This window comes from Variovorax sp. P1_H12_2, assembly GCF_056405335.1.
Genome location: NZ_JBFUCI010000690.1, coordinates 1 through 1,729, shown reverse-complemented (window position 1 = coordinate 1,729; position 1,729 = coordinate 1). Strand labels below are relative to the sequence as shown.

Here is a 1,729-nt window from a genome sequence, read left to right as displayed (position 1 = left end):
CCCAGGCCCATCGTGAGCATCGACTTGCCCTCGTTGTAGACCTGCGAGCCCAGGATTTCGCTGAGCCTGATCGACTGCCGCTTCGCGTTCGGCAACTCGAGCGCCATGAAGTTCTTGCCGGGAATGGTCTCGACCACGCGGATCGACACCAGGGAGAGCGAACGCGCCAGGTCCTTCGCGAGACCCACGATCTGCGAGCCCTTGACGCCGGTGGCCGGCTCGATCTCGTAGCGGGTGATCACCGGGCCCGGCGAGGCCAGCACCACGCGCACCTCGACGCCGAAGTCCTTGAGCTTCTTCTCGATCATGCGCGAGGTCATCTCGAGCGTGTCGGGCGAGACGGTTTCCTGGCGTGCCTGCGCGGCRTCGAGCAGGTCGACCTGCGGCAGCTTGCTGTCGGGCAGCTCGCGGAACAGCGGCTTCTGGCGCTCCTTGGCCACCCGGTCGCTCTTGGGCACTTCGGCCAGGGCCGGCTCGATCTGCACCGGCGGCGAGGGCGCGCGGCGCTTGAGCCGCGGAATGATGCGCAGCTCCTCGTCGGGCGCCTCGGGCTCGAGACCCGGGTCGACGGCGGACAGCTCTTCGCGCTCGCGCACCGCCTGCTTGCCCATCGCGATGTCCTGCGCGATCTCGCGCTTTTCGCGCCGCGACTCGAACAGCGAATACAGGCGCGTCCCGATGCGTTCGGCGATCTGGCCCCAGGAGAAGCGAAACACCAGCGCCGAGCCGATCACGCCAGCGGCGATCGCGATCAGCGCCGAGCCGGTGAAGCCCATCCACTTGACACTCGCCGGCCCGACCAGGTAGCCGAGCACGCCGCCGCCGTGTCCCGGCAGGCGGAACTCGAGCCGGTAGAGGCGCGACCATTCGAGCATCGCGCTCGCGCAGAGCAGCAGGATCAGGCCGAACCAGAAGGCGAGACGGCTGCGGTTGAAGGGGCCGCGCGGCGGCTGCTCGCCCGGGGCTTCCTCGCCGCCACGCATCCAGCCGGCCAGGGAGGACAGCCAGACGCGCAGCCCGGCCGCCAGGCACCACCAGACCGAGTAGCCGGCCAGGAAGTAGCTCGCGTCGGCCAGCCAGGCGCCGATGCGGCCGCCCCAGTTCTTGATCTCGCCACCGGTGCCCGACGTCGACCAGGCGGCGTCCGAGGGCGTGAAGCTCAGCATCGCGAGCAGCCAGAACAAGAGCACCACGAACCCCGCGATCAGGGTGATCTCGTGCGCGAAACGCATCGCGCGCAGCCGCACCGGCTGCGCCTCGCCGGCCGAGGCGTTTTGAAGGGTATTGAGCGAATAAGTCATGAAAGGCACGCCGGCCGGCCCGCGACGGCGGGCAGGCTCGGAAAAACTACAACGAAAACGCCCGCGGCCGCGTTGTCAGGGCCGGCGACGTGGTGGCCGGCGCGCTGCGGCGCCGCCGGCCTGACGGTCAGGTGAGCGATGAGAGTCGTTCCTTGACGATCATCGAGCCGTCGGGCTGGGTCTGGACGAAGCCACGCTCCTCCAGATCCTTCATGACGCGGCTTACCATCTCGCGCGAGGCGCCGACCATCTTGGCCAGGTCCTGGCGCGAGATCTTGTCGCGCACCTTGAGGTTGCCCTCGCCATCGTCGACCGCGAACTCGAGCAGCGAGCGCGCCACGCGGCCATAGACGTCCATCAGCGCCAGCGACTCGATCTTGCGATCGGCGTGACGCAGGCGCGCCACCAGGCCGCGCATGATGTTGTAG

Annotated in this window: 2 protein-coding genes; both read right to left on the bottom strand. The window is 68.9% G+C overall.

Translation table 11 applies throughout. From position 1 onward, the window contains the following. A partial coding sequence (locus AC1D2K_RS34235; RefSeq protein ID WP_478094826.1) for a DNA translocase FtsK occupies positions 1 to 1,301 on the bottom strand: 1,301 nt, incomplete at its 3' end. A gap of 127 nt (positions 1,302 to 1,428) precedes the next feature. Next, the coding region (locus AC1D2K_RS34230; protein WP_478094824.1) for a helix-turn-helix domain-containing protein at positions 1,429 to 1,729 on the bottom strand (301 nt) is incomplete at its 5' end.